This is a genomic window from Tropicibacter alexandrii (assembly GCF_003667315.2).
Classification (GTDB): domain Bacteria; phylum Pseudomonadota; class Alphaproteobacteria; order Rhodobacterales; family Rhodobacteraceae; genus Tropicibacter; species Tropicibacter alexandrii.
This window is the reverse complement of sequence record NZ_RCTZ02000007.1, coordinates 23,477-48,666: the sequence shown is the minus strand read 5'-3', so window position 1 is coordinate 48,666 and position 25,190 is coordinate 23,477. Positions and strand designations below refer to the sequence as shown.

Annotated in this window: 24 protein-coding genes; 19 read left to right on the top strand and 5 right to left on the bottom strand. The window is 66.2% G+C overall.

The genetic code is table 11. The annotated features are described in order from the left end of the window. Nucleotides 1–57 precede the first annotated feature (57 nt). The 5 genes from D8Z78_RS10750 (at nucleotide 58) to D8Z78_RS10730 (ending at nucleotide 3,712) form a co-directional block, all read left to right on the top strand. Complete coding sequence (locus D8Z78_RS10750) at nucleotides 58–1,158, top strand: NAD(P)/FAD-dependent oxidoreductase (protein ID WP_121630136.1); 1,101 nt, start codon at nucleotides 58–60, stop codon at nucleotides 1,156–1,158. Then, nucleotides 1,133–1,435, top strand: a complete 303-nt coding sequence (locus D8Z78_RS10745; protein ID WP_206169672.1) for a 2Fe-2S iron-sulfur cluster-binding protein — start codon at nucleotides 1,133–1,135, stop codon at nucleotides 1,433–1,435. Before D8Z78_RS10750 ends, D8Z78_RS10745 begins: the two co-directional genes overlap by 26 nt. Then, nucleotides 1,422–2,816 carry an FAD/NAD(P)-dependent oxidoreductase gene (locus tag D8Z78_RS10740; RefSeq protein ID WP_121630134.1) on the top strand — a complete coding sequence of 465 codons (1,395 nt, stop codon included), beginning with the start codon at nucleotides 1,422–1,424 and terminating at the stop codon, nucleotides 2,814–2,816. The genes D8Z78_RS10745 and D8Z78_RS10740 overlap by 14 nt, the downstream gene beginning before the upstream one ends. Before the next feature lie 10 nt (nucleotides 2,817–2,826). Next, entirely contained in the window at nucleotides 2,827–3,165 is a 339-nt protein-coding gene (locus tag D8Z78_RS10735; RefSeq protein WP_121630133.1) for a RidA family protein, read from the top strand. Nucleotides 3,166–3,355: 190 nt separating this feature from the next. Continuing rightward, nucleotides 3,356–3,712: a hypothetical protein gene (locus tag D8Z78_RS10730; RefSeq protein ID WP_121630132.1), complete on the top strand. Its 357-nt coding sequence runs from the start codon at nucleotides 3,356–3,358 to the stop codon at nucleotides 3,710–3,712. Between the two features lie 16 nt (nucleotides 3,713–3,728). On the opposite strand, the gene D8Z78_RS10725 is transcribed toward D8Z78_RS10730, so the two are convergent. The 5 genes from D8Z78_RS10725 to D8Z78_RS10705 all read right to left on the bottom strand — a co-directional run bounded on the left by D8Z78_RS10725 (nucleotide 3,729) and on the right by D8Z78_RS10705 (nucleotide 9,432). Beyond that, nucleotides 3,729–4,913: a geranylgeranyl diphosphate reductase gene (locus D8Z78_RS10725; RefSeq protein ID WP_121630131.1), complete on the bottom strand. Its 1,185-nt coding sequence runs from the start codon at nucleotides 4,911–4,913 to the stop codon at nucleotides 3,729–3,731. Nucleotides 4,914–4,916: 3 nt separating this feature from the next. Beyond that, on the bottom strand, nucleotides 4,917–6,209 hold the full coding sequence (locus tag D8Z78_RS10720; RefSeq protein WP_121630130.1) for a BCD family MFS transporter: 1,293 nt from the start codon (nucleotides 6,207–6,209) through the stop codon (nucleotides 4,917–4,919). Next, the gene (gene chlG / locus D8Z78_RS10715; RefSeq protein ID WP_121630129.1) at nucleotides 6,206–7,117 is read right to left on the bottom strand and encodes a chlorophyll synthase ChlG; all 912 of its coding nucleotides are present in this window, start codon (nucleotides 7,115–7,117) and stop codon (nucleotides 6,206–6,208) included. The genes D8Z78_RS10720 and chlG overlap by 4 nt, the downstream gene beginning before the upstream one ends. Nucleotides 7,118–7,175: 58 nt before the next feature. Further along, nucleotides 7,176–8,525: a transcriptional regulator PpsR gene (ppsR, locus tag D8Z78_RS10710; RefSeq protein ID WP_240672087.1), complete on the bottom strand. Its 1,350-nt coding sequence runs from the start codon at nucleotides 8,523–8,525 to the stop codon at nucleotides 7,176–7,178. Nucleotides 8,526–8,634: 109 nt separating this feature from the next. Continuing rightward, the gene (locus D8Z78_RS10705; RefSeq protein WP_121630325.1) at nucleotides 8,635–9,432 is read right to left on the bottom strand and encodes a cobalamin B12-binding domain-containing protein; all 798 of its coding nucleotides are present in this window, start codon (nucleotides 9,430–9,432) and stop codon (nucleotides 8,635–8,637) included. 344 nt (nucleotides 9,433–9,776) lie between these two features. On the opposite strand from D8Z78_RS10705, the gene bchF reads away from it, so the two are divergent. The 14 genes from bchF (at nucleotide 9,777) to hemA (ending at nucleotide 25,163) form a co-directional block, all read left to right on the top strand. After that, complete coding sequence (bchF, locus tag D8Z78_RS10700) at nucleotides 9,777–10,265, top strand: 2-vinyl bacteriochlorophyllide hydratase (protein WP_121630127.1); 489 nt, start codon at nucleotides 9,777–9,779, stop codon at nucleotides 10,263–10,265. Beyond that, entirely contained in the window at nucleotides 10,262–11,539 is a 1,278-nt protein-coding gene (locus D8Z78_RS10695; protein ID WP_121630126.1) for a ferredoxin:protochlorophyllide reductase (ATP-dependent) subunit N, read from the top strand. Before bchF ends, D8Z78_RS10695 begins: the two co-directional genes overlap by 4 nt. Next, entirely contained in the window at nucleotides 11,536–13,056 is a 1,521-nt protein-coding gene (bchB, locus tag D8Z78_RS10690) for a ferredoxin:protochlorophyllide reductase (ATP-dependent) subunit B (protein WP_121630125.1), read from the top strand. The genes D8Z78_RS10695 and bchB overlap by 4 nt, the downstream gene beginning before the upstream one ends. Next, on the top strand, nucleotides 13,046–16,600 hold the full coding sequence (locus D8Z78_RS10685; protein ID WP_121630124.1) for a magnesium chelatase subunit H: 3,555 nt from the start codon (nucleotides 13,046–13,048) through the stop codon (nucleotides 16,598–16,600). Before bchB ends, D8Z78_RS10685 begins: the two co-directional genes overlap by 11 nt. Before the next feature lie 28 nt (nucleotides 16,601–16,628). Then, nucleotides 16,629–17,525 (top strand): ferredoxin:protochlorophyllide reductase (ATP-dependent) iron-sulfur ATP-binding protein, encoded by an 897-nt coding sequence (bchL, locus tag D8Z78_RS10680; protein WP_121630123.1) that lies wholly within the window; start codon nucleotides 16,629–16,631, stop codon nucleotides 17,523–17,525. A gap of 106 nt (nucleotides 17,526–17,631) precedes the next feature. Continuing rightward, nucleotides 17,632–18,312: a magnesium protoporphyrin IX methyltransferase gene (gene bchM, locus D8Z78_RS10675; RefSeq protein ID WP_121634000.1), complete on the top strand. Its 681-nt coding sequence runs from the start codon at nucleotides 17,632–17,634 to the stop codon at nucleotides 18,310–18,312. Further along, on the top strand, nucleotides 18,309–19,730 hold the full coding sequence (locus D8Z78_RS10670) for a PucC family protein (protein ID WP_121633942.1): 1,422 nt from the start codon (nucleotides 18,309–18,311) through the stop codon (nucleotides 19,728–19,730). Before bchM ends, D8Z78_RS10670 begins: the two co-directional genes overlap by 4 nt. A gap of 19 nt (nucleotides 19,731–19,749) precedes the next feature. Continuing rightward, a complete protein-coding gene (gene puhA, locus D8Z78_RS10665) occupies nucleotides 19,750–20,523 on the top strand; it encodes a photosynthetic reaction center subunit H (RefSeq protein WP_121633950.1) in 774 nt (257 codons plus the stop codon). A 10-nt stretch (nucleotides 20,524–20,533) separates the two neighbouring features. After that, nucleotides 20,534–21,160 carry a photosynthetic complex putative assembly protein PuhB gene (puhB, locus tag D8Z78_RS10660; RefSeq protein ID WP_121633951.1) on the top strand — a complete coding sequence of 209 codons (627 nt, stop codon included), beginning with the start codon at nucleotides 20,534–20,536 and terminating at the stop codon, nucleotides 21,158–21,160. Between the two features lie 12 nt (nucleotides 21,161–21,172). Next, the gene (puhC, locus tag D8Z78_RS10655) at nucleotides 21,173–21,625 is read left to right on the top strand and encodes a photosynthetic complex assembly protein PuhC (protein WP_121633953.1); all 453 of its coding nucleotides are present in this window, start codon (nucleotides 21,173–21,175) and stop codon (nucleotides 21,623–21,625) included. 12 nt (nucleotides 21,626–21,637) lie between these two features. Next, nucleotides 21,638–21,934, top strand: a complete 297-nt coding sequence (locus D8Z78_RS10650; protein ID WP_121633955.1) for a hypothetical protein — start codon at nucleotides 21,638–21,640, stop codon at nucleotides 21,932–21,934. Next, nucleotides 21,931–23,055: a magnesium-protoporphyrin IX monomethyl ester (oxidative) cyclase gene (acsF, locus tag D8Z78_RS10645; protein WP_121633957.1), complete on the top strand. Its 1,125-nt coding sequence runs from the start codon at nucleotides 21,931–21,933 to the stop codon at nucleotides 23,053–23,055. Before D8Z78_RS10650 ends, acsF begins: the two co-directional genes overlap by 4 nt. Nucleotides 23,056–23,161: 106 nt before the next feature. Further along, the gene (gene puhE, locus D8Z78_RS10640; protein WP_121633959.1) at nucleotides 23,162–23,959 is read left to right on the top strand and encodes a putative photosynthetic complex assembly protein PuhE; all 798 of its coding nucleotides are present in this window, start codon (nucleotides 23,162–23,164) and stop codon (nucleotides 23,957–23,959) included. After that, nucleotides 23,949–25,163 (top strand): 5-aminolevulinate synthase, encoded by a 1,215-nt coding sequence (gene hemA / locus D8Z78_RS10635; RefSeq protein ID WP_121633962.1) that lies wholly within the window; start codon nucleotides 23,949–23,951, stop codon nucleotides 25,161–25,163. Before puhE ends, hemA begins: the two co-directional genes overlap by 11 nt. Nucleotides 25,164–25,190 lie beyond the last annotated feature (27 nt).

Genomic DNA, 25,190 nt, shown 5'->3' with positions numbered 1-25,190 from the left:
CCCATAAAGGGGCCGGGCGGTGCGTATCGCCCGGCCAACCCGACCGGAGCAGGACCAATGGAAACCGATTATACCCTCATCGGCGGCGGCGTCGTTGGCCTTTCGGTCGCGTGGGGCCTGCTGAAGCGCGGGCGCACCGTGACCGTTCTGGATGGCGATGACGGGTCGTTCCGCGCCAGCCGGGGCAATTTCGGGCTGGTCTGGGTGCAGTCCAAGGGCATGAACCAGCCGCGCTATGCGCAGTGGTCACAAGGCTCCGCCGCGCTCTGGGCCGATTTCGCCGCCGAACTGGGTGACGCCACCGGGCAGTCGGTGCCATTGGAACAAAACGGCGGCTACGACCTGCACTTCTCCGAGGAGAGCCTGCAAGAGACCGTCGACAAGTATAACGTGCTCAAGGAAAAACTGGGCGGCGACTACCCGTTCGAGGTTCTCGGCCACAACGCCCTGCGCAAGGAAGAGCCGCATATCGGGCCAAAGGTCGTCGGCGCGATCCTGCACCATCAGGACGGCCACGCGAACCCGCTTCAGCTGCTGCGCGCGCTAGCTGCCGATGTGCGCCGTCTGGGCGGGCGGGTGTTGACCGGCAAGACGGTGAGCCGCGTGAGCAAACCCGACAGTTTCCGCGTCACCTGCGAGGATGGCACCACCGTCACCTCGGCCAAGGTCGTGCTGGCCGCCGGTCTGGGGGCTGCGACGCTGGGGCCGTCGATGGGCTTCAAGGCACCGATCCGTCCGCAGCGCGGGCAGGTGCTGATCACCGAAAAGCTGCCCAAACTCATCAACCGCCCCTCGTTGATCGCCCGGCAGGTCGACGAGGGCGGCATCCAGATCGGCGCCACCAACGAAGAGGTCGGCCTTGACGACCGCGTCACGCAACCCGGCCTGTCCGGTCTCGCCGCTGATGCCATCGCGGCCTACCCGGCGCTGGCCAAGGCGCAGCTGGTGCGGTCTTGGGGCGCGCTGCGCGTGTTGTCGCCCGATGGTCTGCCGATCTACCAACACAGCGCGACGATGCCCGGCGCCTATCTGGTGACCTGTCACAGCGGCATCACCCTTGCCGCGGCCCATGCCCGCCTGCTGCCCGACTGGCTCGAAGGCACCGAGGCCGCGCCCGATCTGGAGGTGTTCAGTGAACAACGCTTCGCCGTTTCTTGAAACCGAGACCGCATCCCGGGTCACGGTCACCTTCGCCGGTGCGCCGCTGGACCTGCCCTTGGGCGCGAACCTTGCCGCCGCGTTGCTGACCGCCGGGGTGGGCGCTTTTCGGCAGACGCCGGTTTCCGGCGCGCCGCGTGGGCCGTTCTGCATGATGGGGGCCTGTTTCGACTGTCTCGTCGAGATCGACGGGGTCGCACGGCAGGCCTGCATGACCGAGGTCACCGCAGGCTTGCAGATCGACCGACCGCACGAGGGTGACCATGACGCGGGTTGATCTGGCCATCATCGGCGCAGGCCCTGCGGGCATGGCCGCCGCCGCCTTGGCCGCGCGGCAGGGGTTGCGCGTCACGCTGCTGGATGAACAACCGCGCGCGGGCGGCCAGATCTATCGCGACGTGGATCGCGCAGCGGCGTTGCGTGGCGATCTCCTCGGGCCAGACTACACCCATGGCGCAACCCTGACGGCGGCCCTGAAACACAGCGGCGTCGACCATGTCAGCGGCGCGGTGGTCTGGGCCATCGAAGAGGGCTTTGCCCTGTCCTACACCAAAGACGGGCGCGGCGCGCAGGTCATGGCGGATCGCGTGCTGTTGGCCACCGGTGCCATCGAGCGCCCGATGCCCCTGCCCGGCTGGACCCTGCCGGGGGTGATGACCGCCGGAGCCGGGCAGATCCTGCTCAAGCAATCGGGCGTGCTGGCCCGGCGCGCGGTGCTGGTGGGCACGGGTCCCCTTCTTTACCTGACGGCCGCGCAGATGCTGCGCGCCGGAACGCCGCCGCTGGCGCTGGTGGAAACCGCAACACGCAGCGATCTGCTGGGGGCGATGCGCCACCTCGGCGGGGCCTTGCGCGGATGGCGCTATCTGCTCAAGGGGCTGGGCCTGCTGGCCGAACTCAAGCGTGGCGGGGTGAAACGCCATGTCGGCGCCACCGGCCTCGCGATCGAGGGGCTTGCCCGCGCCGAGGCCCTGTCCTTTTCCGCGGGCGGCAAATCGCACCGGATCGCCTGCGACACGGTCTACCTGCATCACGGCGTCGTGCCAAACGTGCAGGCGGCGCGGTCGCTTGGGATCGCCCATGACTGGAACGCGGCGCAGGCCTGTTTCCTGCCACGGCTCGACATTTGGGGCCAAAGCGACGTGCCCGGCATCTACGTTGCCGGCGACAGCGCCGGGATCGGCGGGGCGAAAGTGGCCGAAGAGGCCGGTCGCCTTGCGGCCCTGCATGTCGCGCAGGCTGCGGGACGCATCACACAGACCGAGCTTGACCGGCAGGCCGCGCCCTTGCGCGCGACCCTTGCCCGCGAACGCGCCGTGCGCCCATTTCTCGACCGCGCCTATCCGCCCTGCCCCGAGGCACTGGCGCCTGCGGATGCGACGCTGATCTGCCGCTGCGAAGAGGTGACCGCGGGGGATATCCGAAACTACGCCAGCTTGGGCTGTGTTGGACCGAACCAGGCCAAGGCCTTTGGCCGCGCCGGGATGGGCCCGTGCCAAGGGCGCTATTGCGGCTTGACCGTGACCGCCCTATTGGCCGAGGCCAACGGGCAAACGCCCGATGCGACAGGATATTATCGCGTGCGCGCGCCGCTCAAACCGGTGACGCTGGGCGAATTGGCACAGATGGACCAGACCGCGCAGGACGCGGCGGAATAGGAGACTTCACATGATCGAACGCATCGAGACCGGCCAGCGCATGAGCAAGATCGTCAAGCATAACGGCGTGGCCTACCTGTGCGGACAGGTCGGCGATGGCGACACGGTGACCGAGCAGACCCGCGATTGCCTTGGCCGGGTCGACGCCCTTCTGGCCAAGGCCGGATCGTCGCGCGACCGCATGTTGCAGGTGGTGATCTGGCTTGCCGATATGGCCGATTTCGCCGAGATGAACGCGGTCTGGGACGCCTGGGTGCCCGAGGGCCATGCCCCCGCCCGCGCCTGCGGCGAAGCACGGCTCGCACGGCCCGAGCTGAAGGTCGAAATCATCGTCACCGCCGCCTGTTGACCCGCTGCGCAACGGGGCAGGACGGCTTCGATTTGCAAGCAGCGCAATGCCTTGGCGATTTTCGCAACCCGGATGAGGACGGAATCGCCGAAAGCTGCTAGGCTCCCTCTCATTGCACCGAAATTGATGGGGGACGTAAGGCGTGTCGAAAAGTTCTGACAACAACAGCTGCCAGACCATTTGCTGGCTATTGAGTGGACTGGCCGGGCTATGTGTCGCCGCGATCGTCGGCATCGCGACCGGCGGCATCATCGCGGCCATTGCCGGGGTGCTTGTCCTGCTCGGATGTGGCGCTTTCCTGCAACGCCATGTCTGCGGGCTGGCGCTGGATGACTGGGGTCCGTTCGAAGGGCTGAAGGGCGTGCCCGGCTGGGACGAGGACGGGCCGCATGACCCACCCGCCGAGGCACCGAAGCAAACTGCCGCCCCGGACGCCCAGATCGCGCCGGAGCACCGCGCGGCCCGGTCTGAACAGCCGCCGTCGACGCTGCTTGCTGGCGAGGAAGCCTTGGCAGCGAAAAAGGGCGAATGGCGCTACCAGCCCTGAGACGGTCCGCCGGGCGTCAGGTGCGCTCGGCGGAGACCAGCCCGCTGAGATGGGCAAGGTTCTTGAGCCCGATGCGCAGATGCGCCATCGGACGCGCGCGCACCAGTTTCTTGTTCATATAGGCCTCGAAGGTCAGCCGCTGCACGTCGATGTCATGGCAGAGCGACACGAACCGTTCGCGCCGGTCGTCCGACCGGTAATAGGCGTTCTGCATCGAGGCCAGCACGCGGAACACCATCTTGTGTTCGCGCATGAACAGGCGCCGCGCCAGCCGCAGGTCGCGTGCGCGCCCGGTCGTCAGGCAAGCCGCTGCCGCCGTGGCGGCGACGCGGCCACCGACCATGGCGTAATAGATGCCCTCGCCCGAACTGGGGGCGACGACGCCCGCCGCGTCCCCCGCCAGCACCACGTCGCGGCCATTGTCCCAACGGTCCAGCGGTTTGAGCGGGATCGGCGCGCCTTCGCGGCGGATCGTCTTGCAATCCGTCATGCCGCTGGCTTCGCGCAAAGCGGCGGTGGCCTGTTTCAGATCGACATCGCGCAGCATCGACCCCATGCCGACGCTGGCATGTTGCCCATGCGGAAAGACCCAGCCGTAGAAATCCGGGGAAATGCGCCCGTCATAAACCACGTCACAGCGATCCGGGTCATAGGGGCCACCGGCCTGCGGCGCGGCGACGATCTCGTGATAGGCGATGACGTAGGGGATGCGGTCGCCGCCGGGCACTTCGGCCCGCGCCACGACCGAGCGCGCGCCATCCGCGCCGATCACAAGCCGCGTGCGCAGGCTGCGTTCCGCCCCGCTGGCCTTGTCGCGGTAGATGACGCTTGGCCCGTCCGGGTCGCGCTCGATCCGCAGGAAGGTGCCGGTCAGGCGCGTCGCCCCGGCATGTTCGGCACGGTCGCGCAGATAGGCGTCAAAGACCTCGCGGTCGACCATGCCGACAAAGCCATTCTCGATCGGGATATCGACCTTGCGCCCGCTGGGCGCGATCATGCGCGCGGTGGTGATGCGGGCAACCAGCAGGTCGTCGGGAATGTGGAAATCCGCGATCAGCCGGGGTGGGATAGCGCCGCCACAGGGCTTGATGCGCCCATCGCGATCCAGAAAGGCCACGCGATGGCCGGACCGGGCCAGATCCTCGGCCGCGGTGGCGCCTGCAGGCCCGCCTCCGACCACGATGACATCAAGATCGGGCATGGCTCATTCTCCTGCGACAACAGTGGGTTGGACGGGGGCGCGGCGGGCTTCGATCACCCGCGCGGCCATGCTGGCCGCCAGCACGAACAGCAGCGCCTCGGCGATGAAGACGGCACCAAAGGCGGTGGCATCACTGGTCGCGAGCCGCCGCGTCACATCGACAGAGGCCGCGCCGAGCAGGCCGCCAAAGCCTGCCGCCAGCGCCTGCGCCGCGCCCCACAAACCCATGCGGGTGCCCTCGCGCCGCTCCGTCCCCTGCCCCGCCAGCGCCATCATCGCGCCGATGGCGGCGACGGCGAACATGCCGTTGCAATAGCCCAGCAGGACGACGGCGGGCAGCAGGGCGCTGGCACTGTCCAGCGCCGGAAGGGCGGCGATCAGGCACAGGCTGGCCGCCGAGCCGAGGCACCCGGCCACGACCCAGGCCCGCAAGCTGCCGATCCGCAGGCCGGTCGCGGCGATGCCGACGGTCAGCATGCCGAGGAAGACGCCTCCGTTTTGCGCGCCGCTCAGAGAGGTGGACTGGCCCGGCGTCAGACCAAAGACGAGGCCTGCATAGGGTTCTAGGATCAGTTCCTGCATGAAATAGGCCGTCATGGACAGCAGCACGAAGATGGTGAAAAGCCGTGCATCCGTATCGGCCCAGACATCCTTCAGCCCATCGACAAAGCGTGTTGCCTGGGCGGGTCTCTCGGAAATCGTCAGCCCTTTTTCGATGCCGAACACCGCCAGCGCCGTCATGGCAAGCGCGCCGAGGCAGACCATGGCCACGATCCTCAGCAGCAGCGCGGGGCTGTACGGGTCGAGCATCGCGCCGACGCCGCCTGCGGTCAGGGCGATCCCGGCGATCATCATCAGCCAGGTGATCGTGGCCGCCGCCGCGCGCCGGTGCGGGGCCGTGGCGCTGGCCAAAAGCGCCAGCAGGGAGGTGCCTGACGCCCCCACGCCCAGCCCGATCAAGGCATAGGACAAGATCGACAGCGCCAGCGCCGCAGCGATATGCGTTTCGAACAGCACCACGCCCAGCGCCGCGCCCATGGCGCCAAGCCCCAGAACCGCCATGCCTCCGATGATCCAACGGGTGCGCCGCCCTCCGGTGTCGGACAGGAACCCCCATTTCGGGCGTGTGATCTGGATGCCGTAATGCAACGCCACCAGAAGGCCCGGCAGAACGGCGGGCAAAGCCAGTTCCACCACCATCAGCCGGTTCAGCGTCGAGGTGGTCAGCACCACGATCGCGCCCAAGGCCATCTGCACCAGCCCGAGCCGGGCAATCGATATCCATCCTAGGGTCATGACGCCCCTCCCATTGCGCGCAGGGCAAAGGCGGCGACCATCATGCCCGTGACATACATCGTGACCCCGGTGGCGTTGTACCAAGGCGCCCGCGCCTTTGGATCGCGCAGCAGCACCTGCATGGCCCAGACCTGCCCGGCCAGCAGCGCGGCGATGGCCGCAGCGTGAAACGGACGGTCCCACAGCGCCAGAAGGCCGATCACGAGCACCTGCGGCAGCGCCATGACGATGCAGGCAACCCGCGCGGCCCGATCCGGCCCTAGCGTCACCGGCAGGGAATTCACCCCGGTTTCCCGGTCCCCCTGCAAGGCTTTGAAATCGTTCAATGTCATGATGCCATGCGCGCCCAGCGCATATAGCAGACCAACCCCGATCACCGGCCAAGACGGCAGGCCGCCGGACAGCACCGCCGCGCCGGTGAACCAAGGCAGGCCCTCGTAGCACAGGCCCACAAGGCCCGGCCCCCAGATGCCGGACCGCTTCAACCGGACGGGTTCCGCCGAGTAGGCCCAAGCTGCCAGCACGCCGAACACCGTTGCGCCGAATCCCCAAGGCCCGAGGAAGGCACCAAACACCAAGGCCAGCGCGCTCATGGCGAGCGCGATCCACAGGCCCCAGAGGCCCGGCACCTGTCCCGAGGGGATCGGGCGGTGTGGCTCGTTGATGGCGTCCACATGCCGGTCGCACCAGTCATTGGCGGCCTGACTCATGGCGCAGACCACCGGCCCCGCCAGCACCATGCCCGCCACGACCAAGCCCGGCGCCTGCCCCAGCGCGACGCCCGAAGCGACCGCGCCACAGAGGTACGCCCAGATCGGCGGAAACCATGTGATTGGCTTCACCAAGGTGAGAACGGCGCGGGGGCTGGGTGTGCGCCTGGTAGACTGTATGCTTATCCCGACACTCATGGTGTCAAGTAAACTATACACTCCTGCATTTGGAAAGGTCTAATTTGCCTGACAGTCGTCAGTTGCTGTCGGAATCGTCGATGAACCCGTGCTTGCGCAGCTTCACGTAGAGGCTTTGACGGGACAGGCCCAGCATGTCCGCCGCCGCCACCCGGTTGTTCGAGGTCAGCTGCAAGGCGGTTTCGATGCACATCTTTTCGACCACGTCCGACGTCGCCGAAACCAGTTCCTTGAGCGAGGCGGTGCCCACCAAGTCCATCATGTGCTTCATCGCGTCCTCGCTGATCACCAGCGGGCCGGCCTCGGCATCCAGCGAGTCGCGCCGCGTCACGTCGCGGATGATCAAGCCATACCCATAGGCGCCATTGCCCTGCCGCAGCCGTGCGGCGGAAATGTCGACAGAGGTGCGCGAGCCGACGGGGCTGATGACCTGCGTGTTGTAGCTGCGCAGGCGCGTGTCCTGATCCGCCGCTTCGAAGATCAGCTTCTGATCGATTGCGCCGCGCGACAGGAAATCGGCCAAGGGCTGGTCCCTGACATTCCGCAACAAGGCGGCGTCGGCCATCATCAGGAACGCCTCGTTGGCTTCGCGGATCAGCCCCTTGGAATCGGTGAGGACGATGGCATCGGTGCTGCCGGAAAACAGTTCGCCCAGAAAGAAGGTCGCATCGCCGTCTTCGGCGGTCTCGCCCGATCCGGCGATCCGGCAGACCAGAACCAGTTCGCTGGCAGCGCGGAAGAAGCGGGGATACAGGGTCAGCGGGCGGCCGGTCCGGCGGCAGACAACCTCGATTCCGCGCCCCTCGTCGCCCGAAGCGGCGGCTTGCAGCGCCTCGCCCAATTCCTCGCGGCGGCGGCCTTCGAAGCATTGCGCCAGAACCGACCCGTTCAGGGAGGCGGCAATCGTGCCCAGCAGCCCAGCCGCGACCCCGTTCAGGTCCCGGATTCGGCCCTGCTTGGGGTCGATCAGGACGATGGCGGTTTCCGACGTGTCCAGAACGACTCGGAAACAGGCCTCTTCGGCGCGCAGTTTCTGGTAGTCGCGTTCACGGGCCAGTTGCTCGCTCACGAGGCTGCGTTGCAACTCCGCCAAAGGCTGCATGTCGCGGCCAAGCAACAGGACTCCGCCATCGGGAATGCGGTGGGCGGAATAGGCGACGGGGAAGTCCCATGTCGCGTTGTCGACATGGTTGAGTTCCATCCGCATCGGCAGGCCGCTGTCATCGTTGCGCGCGGCGCTGATCCGGTCGCGGAACTTGATCCGGCTTTCCTCGGCCAGAAAGTCTTCGAACGGGCGCCCGACCCAGTGATCCAGACAGCCCAGCGAGGCCGCGACGGGATTGACCGCAATCGCGTTGATGGTCAGATCGGCATCCAGCGATACAGAGATATCCGCAGCGTGTTCCAAAAGGCCCGGGACGAGAGACGCATCGGGAAAAATCCCGGTACTGAACCACGCGGATTTGTCTCCTTGCCGTGCCAATGCATTCCTCCGTCGGGGGGGGGCGTATGCCCGGTTAGCTCGATTGCACGGCGTTCAAGGGTGTCGCCAGCGTCGCCAGACCGCATGCAGACGTCGCTTCGCGGGCCGTATTAACGGCATAGTCCGCTCCGCACCGCTGCGCAACGTTAATCGCCACGTCCACGACACGCCCACCGACGACGATGGGCGGCAAATGCTCAAGATTTTCCCGTAGATAGCCAATCAGGCCCGCAGCCGCGTCGAGCGAGTCGGCGGTCGCCAGCGACATTCCGATCATCGAGAACTGCGAGGCGGCGATCACCTGTCGCAATTCCTGCGCGTTCAAGCCGATGGCCATGTGCACCCAGACACCGTGACGGCGCAACTGATCCGCCGCCGCGAAGGCGCCCAATGAATGCGTTTCGAAGATCGGCACCACCATCAGGGCGGACTGGCCGAGCGGGACGGTCCGCGTTGGCCACCCGTTCAGGTTGATCCCGCCATGGTCACGGTAGAGCCGCTGCAGCCGTGCCGCACCGACGGTAACCTTGACGAAACTGGCACTGTCATCCAGCCACATCTCGCCCAGACGGCGGGCCGCCTCGGGGACATAGGTCTGCAAGATGTCGTCCTGGCTGATGCCGTTCGACACCATGGACGACAGCACAGACTGGCAGGACGTCTCCGATTCCGAGACCAACGCGGCACATAGCCGGTCGATCCAGTCCTCACGCGTTCTGGGCTGCTGCTGGGTGCGCTCGGATGCGACCTTGCGCACGGCCGATTCCACCAAGAGCCGGAGGGACGTATCCCGCGCAGATGTGGAACGGTAGGTATTTGGTCTCGTGGACATCTCCATGCCCCCTCCCAAGGTGCGATGGATGCGGTCCCTGTGTGACCTTAGGATTAAGGACTGCTCACCTGACAGCCTGCGCGTGCGCAGCTCAATTGTCAATTTTTATTGACATTCAAATCTCGTGATGCTGCCAAAACCCATGAATACTTGGGGTCTGGAGAGGGATCGGAATCTGAGACTCAGCAAAACTGCCGCTCGCGCGGATCATTCAGGCAGCCGTCCCCAGCGAGAAACCGACCGATCCTTGCATCAGAGTTGACGGCAAAAGTGTAAATTTTAATTGACAGTTTACGAGCCCACCTCTTAGCATCGAGGGTGTTTCCAGCGAATGCGAGGGGCACATGACGCCCGCAGCGACCCACCACCAAATCGGCTTTCGGCTCTATACCGATGACCAGCGCGCACGCCGCGACGGCACGGTCTGGACGCTGGTTCAGGGCATTCTAGCACCCCTGCAATTCGCGGTTTTCCTCGTCTCTCTCGGGCTTGTCCTACGCTACCTTGCCAGCGGCGAGGGCTATCAGGCGGCGACGGTTTCGATCTTGGTCAAGACCGGGTTCCTGTATCTCATCATGGTCACCGGGGCCATCTGGGAAAAGGTCGTGTTTGGGCAATACCTGTTTGCGCCGGCCTTCTTCTGGGAGGACGTGTTCAGCTTTGCGGTGATCGGATTGCACACGGCATACGTGTGGGCGCTGTTCGCCGGAGCCTTGTCCCCGGATGCGCTGATGTGGCTCGCGCTGGCGGCCTATGCGACCTATGTGATCAATGCCGGGCAATTCCTGCGCAAGCTGCGCATGGCCCGCCTGCAAGCGGCGGAACTGGCATGACGGACCCTGTCCCCACCACCGGTTGCCGCACCGCCCCCGTCCTGAAGGAACGCGGCCAGCACGAGGTGTTCTGCGGTCTGACAAGCATCCTGTGGCTGCATCGCAAGATGCAGGACGCGTTCTTCCTTGTCGTAGGGTCACGCACCTGCGCGCATCTTCTGCAAAGCGCCGCCGGCGTGATGATTTTTGCCGAACCCCGCTTCGGCACGGCGATTCTCGAAGAATCAGACCTCGCCGGGATGGCCGACCTGCACGAGGAGCTCGACCGCGAGGTCGCCCGCCTGCTGGCGCGGCGCGCCGACATTCGGCAGATCTTTCTCGTCGGCAGTTGCCCCTCCGAGGTCATCAAGCTGGACCTGTCCCGCGCCGCCGAGCGGCTGTCGGCGATCCATGCGCCGCGCGTGCGGGTGCTGAACTATTCCGGGTCGGGGATCGAGACGACTTTTACCGAGGGCGAGGATGCCTGTCTGGCCGCCATGGTCCCGGTCCTGCCAGAGACGGATGCAAAACAGTTGATCGTCGCGGGCGCGCTGCCCGACGTGGCCGAGGACCAGATGCGCAGCCTGCTGGCCGATCTGGGCATCGACAATGTGGCGATCCTGCCGACGCGCCATGCGGATGACGTGCTTGCGGTCGGGCCGAACACCCGTTTCGCGCTGACCCAGCCTTTCCTTGGCGACACCCATGCGGCGCTGGAGCGGCGCGGCGCGCGGCACATCCCCGCCCCGCTGCCCTTTGGCGAGGAAGGTACAACGCTTTGGCTGCAAGCCATTGCCGAGGCCTTTGGCGTGGATCAGGCGCGCTTCGACGCGGTCACCGCCGCCCCCCGCGCCCGCGCCCGCCGGGCCATCGCGCAGGCGGCCGAAACCCTTGCCGGAAAGAGCGTCTTCTTCTTTCCCGACAGTCAGTTGGAAATCCCGCTCGCGCGGTTTCTGACCCGGGAATGCGGCATGACCGCGCTTGAGGTTGGCACACCCTATCTGCATCGCGGCATTCTTGGCCCCGATCTGGACATGCTGCCCGACGGCACGACCCTGTCCGAGGGGCAGGATGTCGAGCGTCAACTGGACCGTTGCCGGGCCGCGCAACCTGACCTGACGGTCTGCGGCCTTGGCCTTGCCAACCCGCTCGAGGCCGAGGGGCTGCGCACCAAATGGGCCATCGAGCTGGTCTTTACCCCGGTGCATTTCTACGAGCAGGCGGGCGATCTGGCCGGGCTCTTCGCCCGTCCCCTGCGCCGGGCCAATGCGCTCAGGCTGGAGGCGGCGGAATGAAGCTGTCGGTCTGGACATACGAAGGCCCGCCGCATGTCGGTGCCCTGCGCGTCGCCACCGCGATGAAGGGCCTGCATTACGTGCTGCATGCGCCGCAGGGCGACACCTATGCCGACTTGCTGTTCACGATGATCGAGCGGCGCAACCACCGCCCGCCCGTCACCTACACCACCTTTCAGGCGCGTGATCTGGGGTCCGACACGGCGAACCTGTTCAAGACCGCCTGCCGCGAGGCCTATGACCGCTTTCAGCCGCAGGCGATGATCGTCGGCGCGTCCTGCACCGCCGAACTGATCCAGGACGATCCGGGCGGCATCGCCGAGGCGATGGGCCTGCCGGTGCCTGTGATCGGGCTGGACCTGCCCAGCTACCAGCGCAAGGAAAATTTCGGTGCGGACGAGACGTTCTTCCAGATCGTGCGCAGGCTTGCCCGTCCGTGCGAAAAGACAGCGCGCCCGTCCTGCAACCTGATCGGCGCGACGGCGCTGGGGTTCCGTCACCGCGACGACATCACCGAACTGACCGCCTTGCTGGGCGATATGGGCATCGACGTGAACGTCTGCGCGCCTTATGGCGCGACGCCCGCGGACATCACCCGGCTGGGGGCTGCGTGGTTCAACGTGCTGATGTATCCCGAGACTGGCGAAAGCGCCTGCCGCTGGATGACCCGCGAACTGGACCTGCCCTGCACCAAGACCATCCCGATCGGCGTCGGCGCAACCCGCGACTTCGTGGCCGAAGTCGCCGCCCTCGCCAGTGTCGCCCCGCGTCTGGATGAAACCCGCCTGCGCCTGCCGTGGTATTCGGCCAGCGTCGACAGCACCTACCTGACCGGCAAACGCGTGTTCATTTTCGGCGACGGCACCCATGTCGCCACCGCCGCGCGAATTGCGCGGGACGAGATGGGCTTCGAGGTGGTGGGGCTTGGCTGCTACAACCGCGAGATGGCCCGCCCGATCCGCGCGCTGGCCAAGGAATACGGCGTCGAGGCACTGATCACCGACGATTACCTCGATGTCGAGGACCAGATCACCAAGCTCGCCCCCGAACTGATCCTTGGCACCCAGATGGAACGCCACACGGCCAAGCGTCTGGGCATCCCCTGTGCGGTCATCAGCGCGCCGGTGCATGTGCAGGACTTCCCCGCGCGCTACTCGCCCCAGATGGGGATCGAGGGCGCGAATGTCATCTTCGACACTTGGGTGCATCCGCTGGTCATGGGGCTGGAAGAACACCTGCTGACCATGTTCCGTGAGGATTTCGAGTTTCACGACGCCGCAGGCCCCAGCCATCACGGCGGGCAGGCGACACCGCGTCCCGGGCTTGACCCGGGACCTCCTGCCCAAGCCCCCGGAAACATCATCTGGCTGGACGACGCCGAAAAGGAACTGCGCAAGGTGCCGTTCTTCGTCCGGGGCAAGGCTCGGCGCAACACCGAAACCTTCGCCACCGAGCGCGGCCTGAGCGAGATCGGCGTTGACACGCTTTACGAAGCCAAGGCGCATTATGCGCGATGACGGGTTCATAACCGGGGGCCCCGCCCCCTACCGGATCGTCATCCTGACGCTGGATTCGCACGCTTGCGCGGCCTGCGCCCGCGTCGCCAGCAGGCTGGGCACCGATTTCCCCGGTCTGGACCTGACGGTTCTGGCCGCCGCCGAATGGGGCGAGGACCCGACTGCGCTGGATCACGCCAAGGCCTGCATCGCCGAGGCCGACATCGTCGTCACCAGCCTTCTGTTCCTTGAAGACCACATCCGCGCCATCCTGCCCAGCCTCGCCGCGCGCCGCGACCAGTGCGACGCCATGGCCGGGATCATCGCCGATACCCAGATCGTCCGGCTGACCCGCATGGGCACGCTCGACATGGCCGCGCCCGAAAGCAGCACGATGCGCTTTCTCAAGACCCTGCGCGGCTCGGGCAAGCCCTCGGTCGACAATGGCGCGCGCAAGATGCGGATGCTGCGCCGCCTGCCCAAGATCCTCAAGCTGATCCCCGGCAAGGCGCAGGATCTGCGCGCGTGGTTCCTGATCATGCAATATTGGCTGGGCTCGTCTGACGAGAATATCGAGGCGATGGTGCGCTTTTTGATCTCGCGCTATTGCCGCCGCCCGGAATGGCGCGGGATCGCCGCCGCCGCGCCTTTGGAATACCCCGAAACCGGCCTCTATCACCCCGACCTGCCCGCGCGGATCACCACCGATCCCAGCGCATTGCCGCAGAACGGCGACAAGGGCACCGTCGGCCTGTTGATGATGCGCAGCTACGTGCTGTCGGGCGATACCGCCCATTACGACGCCGCGATCCGCGCATTGGAGGCCAAGGGCCTGAACGTCCTGCCCGCCTTTGCCGGTGGCCTCGACGGGCGCCCCGCCATCGACGGTTTCTTTCGCGATGAGACCGGCGCGAAGATCGACGCGCTGGTGTCCTTGACCGGGTTCAGCCTCGTCGGTGGCCCCGCCTATAACGACAACCCCGCCGCCATCGAGGTGCTCCGGGCGCTCGACATCCCCTATCTGGCCGCGCATCCGCTGGAATTCCAGACACTGGAGCAATGGGCGACTTCGCGGCAGGGGCTTGGTCCGATCGAGACGACCATGCTGATCGCCCTGCCCGAACTGGATGGCGCGACCAATCCCACGGTCTTTGCCGGGCGTCATGGCGAGGACGGCTGCGCAGGCTGCGCGCACCGTTGCCAGCCAGAGCAGCCCAAGGCCATGGCCCCCTGCCCCGACCGCATCGCACGTCTGGCTGACCGCACCTTGCGCGCCGCGACCCTGCGCCGTCAGCAGGTGGCGGACCGCAAGGTTGGAATCGTCATCTTCGGCTTTCCGCCCAATGCGGGCGCGGCGGGGACGGCGGCCTATCTGGATGTCTTCCAGTCGCTCTTCAACACCCTGCACGCCATGGCCGCGCGCGGCTATGACCTGACGCCGCCCGACACGGTCGAGGCGCTGCGCGACACCGTCCTGAAGGGCAATGCCGAGACCTACGGGCAAGAGGCCAATGTCGCCGCCCGCGTGGACGCCGATGCGATCGTTGCCGGGACACCGTGGCTGGACGAGATCGAAGGCCAATGGGGCCCCGCCCCCGGCAAGGTGCAATCGGACGGGCGCGGCGTGTTCGTGCTGGGGGCGCAATTCGGCAATGTCTTTGTCGGGTTGCAACCGGCCTTCGGCTATGAGGGCGACCCGATGCGCCTGCTGTTCGAGGGCAGCTTTGCCCCGACGCACGCCTTCACCCAGTTCTACCTGTACCTGCGCCGCACCTTTGGCGCGGATGTGTTGCTGCATTTCGGGATGCATGGCGCGCTGGAATTCATGCCCGGCAAGCAGACCGGCCCCGGCCCCGATTGCTGGCCCGACCGGCTGATCGGCGACGTGCCCAACGTCTATCTTTATGCCGCCAACAACCCCTCCGAGGCGACATTGGCCAAGCGTCGCTCGGGCGCGGTCACGGTCTCGCACCTGACGCCGCCGCTGGCCTCGGCTGGCCTGTATCGCGGGCTGCTGGAGTTGAAGGACAGCCTGACCCGCTGGCGCTCGATGGACGCCGCCGCGCCGGAGCGGCCCGAGTTGGAGACCCTGATTGCCGAGCAGGCCGAGGCGGTCGATCTGGGCGGACACGCACCCGGCGCGCTGTGGCTGCGCCTGCTGGAAACCGAGGATGCGCTGATCCCCGACGGGCTGCACATCGTCGGCCAGACGATGAGCGATGCCGCCCGCGCCGACTACATGGCGCATGTGGCCGAGGATCATCGCGCCCGCACCGACGCCCTGCTGCAAGAGGATCACGAAATGCCCGCGCTCCTGCGCGCGTTGGATGGCCGCTTTACCCCGCCGGTGCCGGGCGGCGACCTGATCCGCTCGCCCGACATCCTGCCGACGGGCCGCAACATCCATGCCTTCGACCCGTTCCGGATGCCCTCCGAATTCGCCTGCCGCGAGGGCGCGAAACAGGCGCAACTGCTGCTGGATACGCACAAGACCACGCCGCGCAGCATTGCTCTGGTGCTGTGGGGGTCCGACAATATCAAATCCGACGGCTGCGGCATCGCGCAGGCGCTGGCGCTGATCGGCGCGAAACCGCGCTTTGACAATTTCGGGCGGCTGAGCGGCGCCGACCTGATCCCGCTGGCCCAACTGGGCCGCCCCCGGATCGACGTCATCATGACGCTGTCGGGGATCTTCCGCGACCTGCTGCCCTTGCAGACCCGGCTTCTGGCCGATGCCGCCTTGCAAGCCGCCCATGCGGACGAGCCGCTGCATCTGAACCACATCCGCGCCCATGCGCTGGCCCATGCGCAGGCCATCGGCTGCGATCTGGACACCGCCGCCTTGCGGGTCTTCTCGAATGCAGAGGGGGCCTATGGCTCCAACGTCAACCAGATGGTCGATGCCTCGGTCTTTGGCGACGAGGACGAGCTGGCCGATGCCTATCAGGCGCGGAAAAGCTTTGCCTACGGGACGAACGGCAAGCCGGTTCAGCAGGCCGAGTTGCTGCAACAGGCGCTGACCACCGTGGACCTCGCCTATCAGAACCTCGAAAGTGTCGAGTTGGGCGTGACCACGGTCGACCATTACTTTGACACGCTGGGCGGGATTTCCCGCGCCGTGCGCCGCGCCCGCGGCGGGACAGAGGCCGCCATCTATATCTCGGACACCACGCGCGGCACGGGCAAGGTGCGAACGTTGGCCGATCAGGTGGCGCTGGAAACCCGGTCGCGGTCGCTGAACCCCAAGTTCCATGAGGCGCTCTTGCGCCACGGGGCCGAGGGCGTGCGCCAGATCGAAAGCCACGTCACAAACACGCTGGGCTGGTCGGCCACGACCGGTCAGGTGCAACCCTGGGTCTATCAGCGGCTGTCCGAGACGTTTGTTCTGGACGCGGCGATGCGCGAACGCATGTCGGCGCTGAACCCCGCCGCCTCCCTGCGCATGGCAAACCGCCTGATCGAGGCCTCGGACCGCGCCTATTGGGCCCCCGACGCCGACACGCTGGCCGCGCTGCGCAACGCCGCGATGGATATCGAAGACCGGCTCGAAGGAGTCGGAGAATGACACGCAACCCCGAAAGGACAGGCCCGAAATGAGCCCGAAAGACGACATCCCGCAGCTGCGTGGACAGGACGGCGAAGGCTCTGTTCAGGTCCATCAGGACGCCGGTCTGAAGATCGAGGGGGCCAAGGTCTTTTCCGTCTATGGCAAGGGCGGCATCGGCAAATCGACGACCTCGTCGAACCTGTCGGCGGCCTTTGCCCAGATGGGCAAGCGCGTGTTGCAGATTGGCTGCGACCCGAAACATGACAGCACCTTCACCCTGACGGGCCGCCTGCAACCCACGGTCATCGACATCCTGAAGGAGGTCGATTTCCACCCCGAGGAACTGCGCCCCGAGGATTTCGTGACCGAAGGCTGGGGCGGCGTGAAATGCGTCGAGGCTGGCGGTCCGCCCGCCGGGACGGGATGCGGCGGCTACGTGGTGGGCCAGACGGTGAAGCTGCTGAAACAGCACCATTTGCTGGAAGACACCGACGTGGTGATCTTCGACGTGCTGGGCGACGTGGTCTGCGGCGGCTTTGCCGCGCCCTTGCAACATGCAGACCGCGCGGTGATCGTCACCGCCAACGATTTCGACAGCATCTACGCGATGAACCGCATCATCGCTGCCGTGCAGGCCAAATCGGCGAACTACAAGGTCCGGCTGGCGGGCTGCATCGCCAACCGGTCCAAGGATACCGACGAGGTTGATCGCTACTGCGCCAAGGTCGGCTTCAACCGCATCGCGCATATGCCCGATATCGACGCCATCCGCCGCTCGCGCCTGAAGAAGAAGACGCTGTTCGAGATGGACGCCGATGACGACGTCCTCGCCTGCCGGGCCGAATACCTGCGGCTGGCGCAGACGCTATGGGCCGGGACCGATCCGCTGGCCCCCGCACCGATGGAAGACCGCGATATCTTTGAATTGCTGGGGTTCGATTGATGCGCCTGACCGCTGCACATATCCCCCCCGTCCCGGGCTTGACCCGGGACCTCCACGCTGATCTGGCCCAGAGGCCCCGGGTCAAGCCCGGGGCGCGGAGCGCGTCATGACCTACGCCCGCACCCTCGCCCGGGTCGAGACCTATTTCGACCAGACCGCCGCCCGCACATGGGAACGGTTGACCAGCGACGCGCCGGTCAGCCGCATCCGTGAAACCGTGCGGCGCGGGCGGGACGAGATGCGCACACAACTGTTGTCGCGCCTGCCGGACGACCTGCACGGGGTGCGCGTTCTGGATGCCGGCTGCGGCACGGGGCAGCTTTGCTGTGATCTGGCCGAGCGGGGTGCCGAGGTCGTGGGTATCGACATCTCGCCGCAACTGATCGCCATCGCCGAGGCCCGCCTGCCCGCGCATCTCGCCCCCCGCGTGCGGCTGCAAAGCGGCGACATGCTGGCGACGCGGCTGGGCCGTTTCGATTTCACCATCGCGATGGACAGCCTGATCTACTACACGCGCCCCGATCTGGCCGCCGCGCTGCACGCGTTGCAGGACCGCACGGAGAACGCCACGGTCTTTACCGTTGCGCCGCGCACGCCGCTGCTGATGGTCATGTGGCGCGCGGGCAAGCTGTTCCCGCGCTCGGATCGCTCGCCCGTGATGGTCCCGCACGCCCCCGCCCCGCTGGCCCGCGCGCTGACGCAGCGCGGCATGCCGGGCACGTTGTCGCCGCTAAAGCGCGTGACGTCGGGCTTCTATATCTCCCAAGCGTTGGAGTTGCGTGCATGATCCTGCGCCGGGCCCATATCCAGCAGCTTGCCACCCGCTACCTGCCCTTCGCCGATGCGGCGAGCGAGGGCCTGCCGATGGCGCAATTGCTGCGCCTGTCGCTGTTTCAGGTCTCGGTGGGCATGGCCATGGTGATGCTGCTCGGCACGCTCAACCGCGTGATGATCGTCGAGCTGTCGGTCCCCGCCACCATCGTCGCGCTGATGATCGCCCTGCCGGTGCTGATCGCGCCGTTCCGAGCGCTGCTGGGCTTTCGCTCGGACACCTATCGCAGCGCGCTGGGGTGGAAGCGTATCCCGTACCTCTGGTTCGGCTCGCTGTGGCAGATGGGCGGGCTTGCGGTGATGCCCTTTGCGCTGCTGGTCCTGTCGGGCGAGACCGTGCATGACGTGCCCTTCGCGGGCGAAGTCCTTGCGGCGCTGGCCTTCTTGATGACCGGGCTTGGCCTGCACATGACCCAGACGGCCGGTCTGGCGCTGGCCACCGACCGCGCGACCGAGGACACCCGCCCCCGCGTCGTTGCGCTGCTTTATGTCATGCTGCTGGTCGGCATGGGTCTGTCTTCGCTGATCCTTGGCTGGCTCCTGCGCGATTTCTCGGAAATCCGCCTGATCCGTGTGGTGCAAGGCGCCGCCGTGGTCGGCATCGTGCTGAACCTAATCGCCCTGTGGAAGCAGGAATCGCTCAAGCCCATGACGCGCGACGAACGCGCCGCACCACGCCCCCGCTTTGCCGAGGCCTGGGCCGACCTGATGGCCGGCGGGCAAGCCGGGCGGCTGCTGGCGGTGGCCTTCATCGGCACCATGGCCTTCAACATGCAGGACGTGCTCTTGGAGCCCTACGGGGGCGAGATCCTTGGCCTGACCGTGGGGGCGACGACCGCGCTGACCGCGCTGTGGTCGGTCGGTGCGCTGGCGGGCTTTGCGCTGGCCGGGCGGTTGCTGGCCAAGGGGCAAGACCCGATGCGGCTGGCCGCCTATGGCATCCTTGCCGGGGTCGCCGCGTTTTCCACCGTGATCTTTGCAGCCCCCGTGCAATCGGCGCTGATCTTCCGCGCCGGGGCCGTGCTGATCGGGTTCGGCGGCGGGCTGTTCGCCGTCTCGACCCTGATCGCCGCCATGACCCTGCCCACGCAAAACGCAGGCAACGGGCTGGCGCTCGGCGCTTGGGGCGCGGCACAGGCCACCGCTGCGGGGCTTGCCGTCGCACTTGGCGGCGCGCTGCGGGACGGGATCAACACCCTCGCCCTGAATGGCCAGTTGGGCGAGGCGCTTGCCACCCCCGCCACCGGCTATTCCTTTGTCTACCATTTCGAGATCGGCCTGCTGTTCCTTACGCTGGTCCTGCTTGGTCCGCTGGCCCGTCGCCGCGCGCCCGTGCAGCCCAGCCGCATGGGCCTTGCCGATTTCCCAACCTGACCCCCGAGAGGAGCCTACAATGACACAGACATTCTTTGCTCAGGTCGATCTGGCCAGCCTGTCGCTTTGGCTGTTCTGGATCTTCTTCGCGCTGCTGATCGTCTACATCCAGCGCGAGAACATGCGCGAGGGCTATCCCCTGACCGACGAAACCGGCAAGGCGATCCCCAATGCCAGCACCTTTCCGCTGCCCGATGACAAGACCTTTCGCCTGCCCTATGGGCGCGGCGAGGTGACGGTGCCCTCGGGTCAGAATCCCGAACGTCCCGGTCTGGCGCTTGCCAATGATCCGGCGGGCGGCGGCTTTCCGGTGACGCCGACCGGCGATCCGATGGTTGACGGTGTCGGCCCGGCCTCTTGGGCGGCGCGCCGCGACGTGCCCGAACTGGATGGCAAGGGCCACCCCAAGATCGTGCCGATGGCCGCCAATGCGCATTTCTCGGTCTCTGCCGGGCGCGACCCGCGCGGCATGCCGGTCGTGGCCGGTGACGGTGCCGTGGTCGGAACCGTCACCGACATGTGGATCGACGAGCCGGAACAACTGGTGCGCTACCTCGAATTCAAGCTCGACGGCGCGCTTGGCTCTGGCACGCGGCTGGTGCCGCTGCCCATGGCCCGGATCAAGTCGGACCGGGTCAAGGTCAAGTCGCTGTTCGGTGGCCAGTTCGGCGGCGTGCCGCGCCATGCCTCGGCGCATCAGGTGACGCTGCTCGAAGAGGACAAGATCAGCGGCTACTACGCGGGTGGTCTGCTTTATGCGAGCGACGCGCGCCAAGAGCCGCTGCTGGGCTGAGGAGACCGCCATGAGCCACGATGATTTCGCCGTCGAGCCCGTCAAGGGCCTGCCAGAAACCCCGCCCGAGGGCGAGCGCATCCTCTGGCAGGGCCGCCCCGATGCTTGGGCGCTGTCCTGGCAGGCGCTGAGCCTGCCTTGGGTCGCGGGATATTTCGCGGTTCTGGCGGCGTGGCGCTTTGGCGCGATCATCGACACGGTGCCCTCTGGCGCGGCGGTGGCCGCGTCCAGCCCCTTCCTGATCCTTGGCGCGGTGGTCTGCGCGCTGTTGTGGCTGGTGGGCTTCGTGCAGGCGCGCGCCACGGTCTACACGATCACCAACCGCCGCGTGGCGATGCGCATCGGCGCGGCGTTGACCGTGACGCTGAACCTGCCCTTCAGCCAGCTGCGCAATGCCGAACTGGACCTGCGCGGCAACGGCACGGGGACGATTGCGCTGGACCTGATGGGCGAGACGCGCCTGTCCTACCTTGTCTGCTGGCCGCATGTGCGCCCGTGGCACCTGCGCCGCACGCAACCCGCGCTGCGCTGCATTCCCGATGCCGCGAAGGTCGCGCAAATCCTGTCCGACGCCGCCGAGGCGCGCGTCAGCACCCCGCAAGTCACCCGCAGCGCCGCTGCTTTGGCCGCAGAATAAGGAGCGCCCGCAATGACCACCCAGACCCATTCGGTTGACCGCGAGATGATCCCCCGCGCGCTGCTGCGCGCCGTGGGTGTGCTGATCCTCGCGGTGCTGGCGCTGGTCACCTATGCGCGCGTCACCGACCGCCCGCTGATCGCCACGCCGCCCGACAGCCCCGTGGTGGCCGAGCGCATCGTCCACCTGTCCGGCGACCTGTCCGGCGCCGCCACCGTGCGCGCCGAGGATGGCAGCATCATTGCCGACCTGTCGCCGGAACAGGGCGGCTTTGTCTCGGGCGTCTGGCGGGTGATCCTGCGCGAGCGCAGCAATGCCCGGCTTGCCACCGACGGCCCCGTGATCCTGCGCCGCGATGCGGGCGGACGGGTTTCCATTCACGACCCCAGCACAGGCTGGCGCGCGGACCTCATGGGGTTCGGCGCGGACAACGCCAAGGCCTTTGCCCGGCTTTTGGCCCAATAGAGAGGATAGAACATGGGTTGGCTCACAAAGGATATCGAACGCGCCCCCTGCACGGTCGAGATCTCTCATAAATTCGAAAGCCTGCACGCGCATCTGCGCTTCAATAATGGGGCGGTCGTCTATCCCGGCGACGAGGTGCAGGTCAAAGGCCCCGAGATCATGGCCCCCTTCGGTGAGATCGTCATCGAGGACCGCGAGGCGATCATCGTGCGGGCCTCGAAGGTCGAACGGCTCTGGACCCGACTGACGGGGGATTTCGAGGTCATGGAGCTGTGCGAATTCTCGTTCTCCGAGGAGGTCACGCTATGAACGTCCAGAACCTGCACACCGCCGACGCCACCACCGCCGAGGAAGGTCTCGCCATTCAGGAGGAACAGGCGAAACTCGACTCGCGCTTCGCCACCGACGTGGCGATGCAGAACACCCTTCTGACGCCCCGCTTCTACACCACCGATTTCGACGAGCTCGACGCCATCGATGTCAGTTCCGTCCGGGGCGAATGGGACGGCTTGATCGCACAGATGGTCAGCGACCCGAACAAGGGCCACTTCAAGAAGAACGAAGATTGGGACCATGTCGATTGGGACGGGATGGACCCGCAGCTGCGCAAGGAGTTCATCGACTTCCTGATCTCGTCCTGCACGGCTGAGTTTTCCGGCTGCGTGCTGTACAAGGAAATGAAACGGCGCGGCTCGAACAAGGAAATCACCCAGCTGTTCCAGCTGATGGCCCGCGACGAGGCCCGCCATGCCGGGTTCATCAACGATGCCCTGCGCGAGGCGGGGGTGGCGGTGAACCTTGGCTTTCTGACGCAGAAGAAGAAATACACCTATTTCCGGCCGAAATTCATCTACTACGCCACCTACCTGTCCGAAAAGATCGGCTACGCGCGGTATATCACAATCTTCCGCCACTTGCAGGAGAACCCCGAGCATCGCTTCCACCCGATTTTCAAGTGGTTCGAGGAGTGGTGCAACGACGAGTTCAGCCATGGCGAGGCCTTTGCCCTGCTGATGAAGACCGACCCCAAGCTGACATCGGGCACCAATGTCTACTGGATCAAGTTCTTCCTGACCGCCGTTTTCGCCACGATGCACGTGCGCGATCATCAGCGCCCCGCGTTTCACGAGGCCTTGGGCGTCGATACCGACTGGTATGCGCAGGAGGTGTTCCGCAAGACGTCGGACCTGTCGAAGCAGATCTTTCCGATCACGCTCGACATCGACCACCCGCGCTGGATGCCCGGGCTGAAGCGGCTGCAAAAGGCCAATGCGGACCTTGCGGTGGCGATGACCCGAACCGGCCCTGCCGCCATGGCGGCGCGGCTGTCGGCGCGGACGCGGGCGGCAAGCGCCTTTGCCGGGCTGCTGACGATCCCGGCGGTGCGCCAAGACGTGCCCAAGCAAACACGGATGGAGCCGTGCTATTGAGACGGGTTTCGCCTCCTGCGGAGGCGACCCGCCGGGGGTTTCACCCCCGGACCCCCAAGGTATTTCGGGACCAAAGAAGGGTTTGGTGCCGGGAGGGTGAGACGTGATGACAAGCCCATGGATCGCTGCGCTTTTCGCGTTGTTTGCCTGGTGGTTTTCCACTGGGGCGATCCTGATGGCGGTGCGCTATGCGGACCGGGCGGGGGGGCGGGCGCGGACGGTCCTTACGCTTGCGGCGCTGCCGATGCTGGCGGTCGGCATCTGGGGATATGAGGCCAGCCTGCATCGGCCCGCGCCCTATGCCGCGTTCCTGTCGATCCTTGCGATCTGGGGCTGGATCGAGCTGTCGTTTCTGACCGGCGCGATCACGGGGCCGAACCGGCTGGATTGTCCGAGAGACGTGCCGGAATGGGAACGCTTCCTGCGGGCATGGGGCACCGTTGCCTATCACGAGATGCTGCTGACCGCCGTTCTGATCCTGATCTGGGCCTATGGCCAAGGGGCCGGAAACACCGTCGGTCTGTGGACCTTCACCGTGCTGTATTTCGCGCGCATCTCGGCCAAGCTGAACCTGTATTTCGGGGTGCCGCGCATCAATACCGAATTCCTGCCGCGCGTGCTGAGCCATCTGGCCAGCCATTTCCGCATCGCCAAGCTGAACTGGGTGTTCCCGATCTCGATCACCGCGCTGAGCTTTGCCACCGCCTGTTGGCTGGACCGGCTGGCGCTGGCCCCCGACGGGGTGGCGGCCACGGGCTTTGCCCTGCTGGCAGCGATCACCGCGCTGGCGCTTTTGGAACATTGGCTGATGGTGCTGCCTGTGCCTGACGCGAAACTCTGGCGCTGGATGCTGCCCGCGCCGAAACGACAAGACCCAAGACCGGAGGGACCAAATGGACTTTGACGCCGCTTTCACCGCACAGCTGGATACGCTTCGATCAGAGGGCAATTACCGCATCTTTGCAGAACTCGAACGGCAATGCGGCGCTTTTCCCCGTGCCCGCAGCCATGATGACGACGCGCCCGACGAGGTCACCGTCTGGTGTTCCAACGACTACCTTGGGATGGGGCAGAACGCGGTGGTCCGGCAGGCGATGAAGGACGCGATCGACGCCTGTGGCACCGGCGCGGGCGGCACCCGCAACATATCCGGCACGACGCGCCAGCACGTGGCGCTGGAGGCCGAACTGGCGGACCTGCACGGCAAGGAGGCGGCGCTGCTGTTCACCTCCGGCTATGTGTCGAACTGGGCGGCACTGTCGACGCTGGGCTCGCGCCTGCCCGACGCGGTGATCCTGTCAGATGCGGGCAACCATGCGTCGATGATCGAGGGCATCCGCCATTCCCGCGCCCGCAAGGTGATCTGGAAGCATAACGATCCCGAAGATCTCGACCGCAAGCTGAGCGCCCTGCCCGCCAATGCGCCGCGCATCGTCGCCTTTGAATCGGTCTACTCGATGGATGGCGACATCTGCCCGATGCAGGAGATCGTCGAAGTCGCCGAGAAGCATGGCGCGATGACCTATCTGGATGAGGTCCACGCCGTGGGCCTGTATGGCCCGCGCGGCGGCGGCATCAGCGAACGCGAGGGGCTGGCCGATCGCATCACCTTGATCGAGGGCACTTTGGGCAAGGCCTATGGCTGCATGGGCGGCTATATCGCCGGGTCCGTGCCGCTGTGTGACTTCATCCGGTCCTTTGCCAGCGGGTTCATTTTCACCACCGCCCTGCCCCCGGCGATTGCCGCAGGGGCGCAGACGGCGATTGCACATCTGAAGACCTCGGAGATCGAGCGGATGCAGCAGCGTCGTCAGGTCGCCCGCCTGCGCGCCGGGCTGAACGCACGCGGCATCCCGCATCTGGAAAACCCCAGCCACATCGTTCCGGTGATGATCAAGGACCCGGTCAAATGCCGGATGCTGGCCGATATCCTGATGCGCGATTACGGAATTTACGTACAACCTATCAATTATCCGACAGTCCCCAAGGGCACGGAAAGATTGCGTTTTACCCCCGGCCCGTTGCATTCGGACGCCGATATCGACCGGTTGATCGACGCGCTGACCGTGCTTTGGAAGCAATGCGCACTATCTCACGCGGTAGCGTGAAGAAGAATTGATCGAAAACAGACCCAT